General features: G+C 62.6%; 5 protein-coding genes. All 5 read right to left on the bottom strand.

The genetic code is table 11. The features are described 5' to 3' along the window. A partial coding sequence (locus VKP01_RS03725) for a cation:proton antiporter (RefSeq protein ID WP_324410396.1) occupies window positions 1-1,060 on the bottom strand: 1,060 nt, incomplete at its 3' end. Between the two features lie 311 nt (window positions 1,061-1,371). Beyond that, a complete protein-coding gene (locus tag VKP01_RS03720) occupies window positions 1,372-2,022 on the bottom strand; it encodes a helix-turn-helix transcriptional regulator (protein ID WP_324410394.1) in 651 nt (216 codons plus the stop codon). A gap of 237 nt (window positions 2,023-2,259) precedes the next feature. Beyond that, on the bottom strand, window positions 2,260-3,585 hold the full coding sequence (locus VKP01_RS03715; protein ID WP_324410393.1) for an HlyD family type I secretion periplasmic adaptor subunit: 1,326 nt from the start codon (window positions 3,583-3,585) through the stop codon (window positions 2,260-2,262). 3 nt (window positions 3,586-3,588) lie between these two features. Continuing rightward, window positions 3,589-5,703, bottom strand: a complete 2,115-nt coding sequence (locus VKP01_RS03710; RefSeq protein WP_324410391.1) for a type I secretion system permease/ATPase — start codon at window positions 5,701-5,703, stop codon at window positions 3,589-3,591. A 51-nt stretch (window positions 5,704-5,754) separates the two neighbouring features. Continuing rightward, window positions 5,755-6,873 (bottom strand): hypothetical protein (locus VKP01_RS03705; RefSeq protein ID WP_324410389.1); only part of this gene is annotated, 1,119 nt, incomplete at its 5' end.

The raw sequence follows: 6,873 nt of genomic DNA, 5'->3' as shown, positions 1-6,873 counted from the left end.
TTACACCGATCAGGGTCGCCCCGGCAGAACCGGTGGTGAGCAGGCTGGGAATGGCGGCGCCAAGAACCTTGCCCACGATCGCGACCAGCGTCAGTACGACCCCGATCCAGAGCGCCGCCCCGAGCGCGTCAATCTCGACGGCGAGCCCGATGCCGATGAAGAAGAAGGGCGCAAGGAGATGATAGACACCGCTGAAACCGGCATCGATATTGACGGCTTCAGGGTCACGGCTGAATGCCAGCCCGGCGAAAAGCGCGCCGAGCGCTGCTGAAAATTCGAGCCATGCGGCCACACCGGCAATCAGGATCGCGATTCCGGCCACGAAGACCATCAGTTCCGGCTGTGAGGCAAATCGCTTGAACGCCGTCGTCAGGCGCTCCTCGCCATAACGGGCGAAGACGATGCAAAGGCCGGCAAAGAGAACGAAATTCACAAAGAAGAGACCACCCGTGCCAAGCAATGCCCGGAAAATATCCCCGTTTCCCGAACCAGTGCCGTCCGTCTCGCGCAGCACCGGAAGAATGGCGAACAGCAGGACCATCAGCGCCACCCCTGACAGATCGTCCATCTCGGCGACATCGGTTAGAAGCTGCCCCTTGCGCGTCCCGAGCGCCTCATGCTGCTGCCACATGGCCAGAGAGACACCGATGCTCGTCGCCGTCAGCGCGATGGCGGCGATCAGGCTCGGAATCTGCGCAAAACCCAAAAGATGGATCATCACGAGGTAGCCCAGCCCCCCGCTGAGCGCGACATTGCCGATCCAGATCACGCTCGCACTGCGCAATTGCCGACGAAGCGCCTGCAGATCGCTCTCCAGCCCGACGCGGAACAGCAGCACGATGATCCCGAGCTCCGCCAGAACCTCGAAAGTGAAATCAGCACGGTCTGACAGAATGTTCCAGTGGTCATCCGCCAGCCGCAGGGCGAAGCCGAGTGCCATGAAGCCGATCAATGCAGGAACGCGCGTTCGATCAAGCAATGCCTTCACGATGAGAGCCGTGGCAACGAGCACCCCAATCAGAAAGATCAGGAAAGAGACGGACTGAATCGACTCGGTCATGTTGCCTCCTGGCGCCGATCACCCGAACCCCGTTTTTCCCATACAGGCCTCACCCCCGCTTTCCGGGAATATCATGCGATGGATGCGACGCCTGCATTGGCAGTTGGAACCCAAACCGGGAAAGTGTCTCGACCGGACTTGGTTCCAGCTTCGCCCGGCAGCGATACCGAACGCGCGTAGACTCCTGGCCTGAAGGTACATGCCGGGAGCATCAATGACATGCCCGGGGATGCGAAATATCGGGCATTCGACTTGAACCAGAATTTCGCAGCAGGGTTGATGGTCATCATGCCAGGATGGCGGACAGCGCTTTACGAGTGCGCCTCGAGATGCTGCGGTGCCGCATCACGTGTCTTCTTTTCAGGCCTGTTTCCGCCGAGAAGCAGCACCACTTGCGTGCGGTTGGTCACCTTCAGTTTGCGCATGATCTGCGTCAGGTGCATTTTCACCGTGTTGTCTGACAGGCCAAGTTCAGCCGCGATCACCTTGTTGGCCTTGCCTTCGAGCACACCGGCCGCCACCTCACGCTCGCGCGGCGTGAGCCTGCCCCAGCCTTCCGCCGGCGGCGCGATCGGATCCGGAGGCTCATCCCCGGTCTCCACCCGCAAGCCACAAGCCGCACCGATCATGAAGAGCAGGGCATCAAGCGAGGGCGGCAGCTTAACCGTATCCGCAATGCCGATATTGGCGACGGCGTCGAGCATGAGCATGACGATGCGGATTCCCGGAAACGCTGCGCTCAGGAACTGCATGCTGTTATGCGAATCCGAGTGACCGGCATCCACGATCAGAATGTCTTTGTCTGTTGGCTCCAGGGTGCTGGCAGCCTCGATCGAAGCGGCATGCATGATCTCCGTCAGCGCATACTTGCGCAGTATTTCCGCCTGGATGCATTCCCGCACGAGCTGGAGCGCGCTCACGATGATGATGCGACCCGCGAAAACGGTCTGTCGTCTGCTCATCGCACTCGGATTCAGATCACGCATCTGACTACCCAAATTCTGTTGACGATATGCTGTAGAAAACCCCTGTGACGATCAAATAGCGCATGTCGACTACCCTACACCGGTTTTGATTAAATACAGAATCAAAAAGTATGATGTATTTCGTATTTATCGATATAATTCTATTTCAAGGAGATTTGGATATGAATTAAAATTAAAGATTGTTTTACGCTACAATATTTTTCTCCATGATCATCACTCCTCCCTGAACGCCCTCGCCATGCTGTCCTTGACCGGTTGCAGCAGGTATTCGGCGAAACTGCGCTCACGCGTCTTGATATAGACCTCCGCCGGCATGCCGGGTGTCGGCGTGAAATCGGCCACCTTTGCGAGCGAGCGCGCCTCCAGCCTGATCCGGGCCACGAAGCCGTCCTGCCCGCTCGCCTCGCGTCCCAGTTCTGCCGGCAGCGCATCCGCCGAGACATAGGTCACGCGCCCTTCCACCATCGGCGTCGTACGCTTGTTGAGCGCGGTGAGGCGCACTGAGGCGCTCTGCCCGATGCGGACGCTGTCGATATCCTGCGGGCGCACGCGAGCCTGGATGACGAGATCAGCATCGAGTGGCACGATCTCCGCGACCGGGCTCCCGGATTCGATGACGCCGCCTGGTGTGTGATAGCGCATCTTGACGATGATCCCGTCTTCCGGGGCGATGATCGCGCTGCGTTCGACCATGTCTGCAGCGGCGCGCCGACGCTCCCGGACATCCTTCAACTCGGCCTCGACCTCTTGCGATTGCTCTACCGCGACCTTGGCCGCAGCGTTGCGCACGGAGAGGATCTGCTCGTTGATGCGGGCGATGCGCTCGCGCGAGTCACCCATGTCACCCACCAGCCGCCCGACTTCGCCATCGAGGCCGGCCTGTGCGCGACGCAGGGCGAGCACTTCCGGGCGGCGCACGAAACCGTCGCTGAGGAGCTTCTCCTTACCCTCGAGTTCTTCGGCAATGATGGCGATCTGCCGCTCGATTGCTGCGCGTTGCGCCTGTGCACCCATGATGCGTTCGTTGAGGCCGTCGATGCCGGCGGAGAGCGTGGATATCTCGCTCTCGACATGCCTTCGGCGGACTTCGAACGTCTCGGTCTGTGCCGCGATGATCTCGGCGATATCGGAATCCGCCTGCGCTTCGGCGAGCAGTGTGCCGGGGAAGCTGATGCGTGAGGTGCCTGCAATCTCCGCGTCCAGCCGCGCTTCCATGGCCGCGAGGCGCGCCGCGCGCAGATCGAGCCGGCGCAACTCTGCCGCTGCGGCGGTCTGATCAAGGGTGATGATCTCCTGTCCCTTGCGCACAAGATCGCCCTCGGACACCAGAATCCCGGCGATCACGCCTCCCTCGAGATGCTGCATGATCTTGTTCTGGCCCGAGGCGACGAAATAACCAGTGGAGACGACGGCGCCGGAGATCGGTGCGGCTATGCCCCAGACGCCGAAGACGGAGACGAAGACCGCAATCACGGCAATTCCGTAGAAGATGGCGCCGCGCGTGCTGCGGGGAATGTCGGCGCTCCAATCATCCATCATGGTTCATTCTCCCGGTTGCGGGCCGCTATCCGACCGCTTGTCGTTCTTTCCCTGACCCTGAGGCTTGCCATCCTGATCGGGACGCGACGCGACGGGTTTCGTGGTGGAGAGCCGGCGCAGGATTTCGTCGCGTGGGCCGAGCGCCTCCACGGCACCGTTGCGCAGGACGAGGATCTTGTCGACGCTGCGCAGGAGCGCGGGGCGCTGGGTGATGGCGATGACAGTGATGCCGCGCTCCTTGGCACGCCCGAGAGCACGCGCAAGCGCCATCTCGCCGGGCGTGTCGAGGTTGGAATTGGGCTCGTCGAGGATGACGAGGCGCGGATTGCCGAAGAAGGCGCGCGCGAGGCCTATGCGCTGCTTCTGCCCGCCCGAGAGCGGCGATCCGTCGATCGAGACAAGCGTTTCGTAGCCTTGCGCAAAGCCGGAGATCATCTCGTGCACATCGGCGAGCTCGGCGGCAGCGAAGATCGCGGCATCATCGGCATCGGTGCGCATGCGCGCGATATTGGCCTTGATGGTGGCGGGAAACAGCTGCACGTCCTGCGGCAGGTAGCCGACGCTCTCGCCGAACTGGCGCGGATCCCAGTTGCGCAGATCCATCGCATCGAGCCGCACCGAGCCCGCCGTCGGCGTGATCGCGCCGACGAGCATGCGCCCCAGCGTCGATTTTCCCGCGCCGGACGATCCCACCACCGCGAGAGTCTCGCCGGGCTCCAGCGAGAAGCTCACACCGTTGAGGATCACCTGCTTGTTGGGTGGCGGCACGTAGAGCACGCGCTCGACATCGAGCCGGCCTTTCGGATCAGGAAGGCGCAGGCGCGGCTGGTTCAGCGGCGTGGTGTGCAGGAGCGAGCGGATGCGCTGGAAAGCCGAGCGCGCCTGGACCAGATGACGCCAGCCCTCGATTGTCCCTTCCACCGGCGAGAGCGCCCGCGAGGCGATAATCGAGGCCGCGATCACCATGCCGCCGGTGAGCTGGTCCTGCAGGGCAAGGAAGGCACCCCAGCCGAGGATGGCAACCTGGGTGCAGAGCCGCACGAATTTCGACAGGCCGGTCATGGCGATGTTGCGATCCTGGGCCGAGACCTGTGAGCGCAGGGACTCGGCGGTATCGCGCCCCCACAGCCCCACACCTTCCGGGATCATGCCCATGGCGTTGATCACCTGCGCATTGCGCGCCATCGAATCCGCCTGGAGATTGGCGCGCCCGGCAAAGGCGTTGGCGCGCGCGAAGCTCATCGCCGTCAGTCTCTGGTTGAGCCCGGCGACGGCGAGCAGCGCAATGCCCGTCGCGGCGACGATCATGCCGAGATGCGGGTGGATCAGGAAGATCACCAGCAGATAGATCGGCGCGACCGGGGCATCGAGGATGTTGAGCAGCACGCCGCCGGTGAGGAAGGAGCGGATCTGCTGGAGATCGGGCAGCACCTGGAATTCGCGGATCGAGCCGCCCTGCGCCGCCTTCGCCGCCGAAGCCAGCACCGGCGAGCCGAGCCGGCTCTCGAAATCCACCGCCACCCGCATCAGCATGAAACGCCGGATCATGTCGAGCACGACATGGGCGAGCAGCGCGGCGACCACGATCGCCGTGAGCATGATCAGCGTATCGGTGCTGCGGCTCGACAGAACCCGGTCGGAAATCTGGAAGAGATAGATCGGGATCGAGAGAACGAGGATGTTCACGAAGAAGGAGAAGACGACGACGACCCAGAGATTCCGCCGCACGCCGGCGAGGCCGCGCCCGAGGATATCGCGGAAGTCCCCGCCTTCGCGCCGCTTCTCGAGCTTGGGCGTGCCGCCGCCTCCGCCACCACCACCACCGGTCTCTTTGGGCGGCGGAGGCTTGTCGCCACCCGATGTGTCGCGCTTGAGCGGCAATTCGCGGATATTGTCGTGATGGCGATCGGGCGGAACCGGGACTTCGCCACGCATTTGCTCACGGCGCATGTCTTCAGGCGCAGACGGGACAGGGGCAACCGACGCCCCGCCCGCTGCAAGCGCGCGAATCTCGGCCACGCGTAGCCGGATATCCTGCTCGAGCGCACTCATTACTGCCTCCTCGCTGCCGGATCCCTGCGCCGGACGGGGCGCGAAACTGTCGCCGAGCTTGTTCATGGTGCCCCCTCCCCGCTTTCCTGTTTTCGTCTCCCCTGATCGGTCGCGCGCTCAGGCCATCACGGACCCGAACGCGTCCTCATGCTGAAGCGCCACCGACGGTGCCGGCGCGACAGAGTCCTCCTGGACCAGTTCCTGATCCAGAAATGCGATGAACTCGGTGGCGAGCATCTGCGTGTCGCCCACGCCATTCCCTTGCGCGATCATCGGCTCGCCGCTGTCATAGGCGATGTTGGCCTGAAACAGCATCAGGTCCTGATAGACCTCGCCGCCGGCATATTGCGCATGGAAGGCGCCGAAATCGACGATGGTGGCATTGTTGACGAGCATATTGCCGCCGGTGACGACCTCGCCCTCCTCCTCGCCGTTCATCACGATGAAGTCACGGTCCGACAGCATGTTGACCTGCCAGAGCATCGAGACGTCGTACCAGTCGCCCTTGACCATGAGGATATCGAGTTGCCCTGTCGCGGCGCCGGAAACTCCCTCGAAAGCCTGCATGCCCGGATCTTCGCCGGCAGCGAGTGCCCCGAAGAGATCGGCGGCATCCGGGTTTACCCCCGTCCAGTCCTGCTCCCCGCGCTTGTCGATCGTTGCCTCGTTGACGACCGTATTCGGCGCCGACCGGTTGTCGAGCACGGCCTCGCCGGGCGGGCCGAACAGGGCGACGATGTCGTCGTCGGTGAAAACGTTGATCTGGCCGATGAAATTCAGCGCGTAGTAGCTGCCCGTCACCACGACGAGATCATAGCTCTTTCCGAGATCAAGCAGCCGCGCCGCATTGGCCTGCAGATTGCCACCGAAACCCATCATCGACCAGGCATCGGTGCCGCCCCAGGAAATCCGGTCGCCATCATCGGCGAGGTTTTGCTGGAACAGCGTCTTGACGTCGAAAATGTCCTGATCCGCAATATCGACATTGACGGTGAGCCCGTTCGGATTGAGCCCGGTCGCGGCAGGCAGCATCACCGGATTGTGCGAGACGCTTGCGAGGTTGATGATCGTGTCGTCATGTTGCGTATCCTTCGTCGCCGACTGGATCGCGCCGTTCATTGCCACGAAGTCGCTATTGGAATGCACGTTGATCTGCATGATGGCATCGCGCTGGAAGACATCGCCCATCACGGTGAGCGTGCGCGCGGGGATGAGTGCATCGATCAACGCGGCCTC

It is taken from the genome of Saliniramus sp. (assembly GCF_035311605.1).
Taxonomy (GTDB): Bacteria; Pseudomonadota; Alphaproteobacteria; order Rhizobiales; family Beijerinckiaceae; genus Saliniramus.
Note: the sequence above shows the minus strand (reverse complement) of the source record. Positions and strands in the feature narration are given on the sequence as shown.

Coding starts and splice junctions, on each gene's coding strand:
- VKP01_RS03715 (WP_324410393.1), bottom strand. CDS start 3,585: ATGATGGATGATTGGAGCGCCGACATTCCCCGCAGCACGCGCGGCGCC.
- VKP01_RS03720 (WP_324410394.1), bottom strand. CDS start 2,022: ATGAGCAGACGACAGACCGTTTTCGCGGGTCGCATCATCATCGTGAGC.
- VKP01_RS03710 (WP_324410391.1), bottom strand. CDS start 5,703: ATGAACAAGCTCGGCGACAGTTTCGCGCCCCGTCCGGCGCAGGGATCC.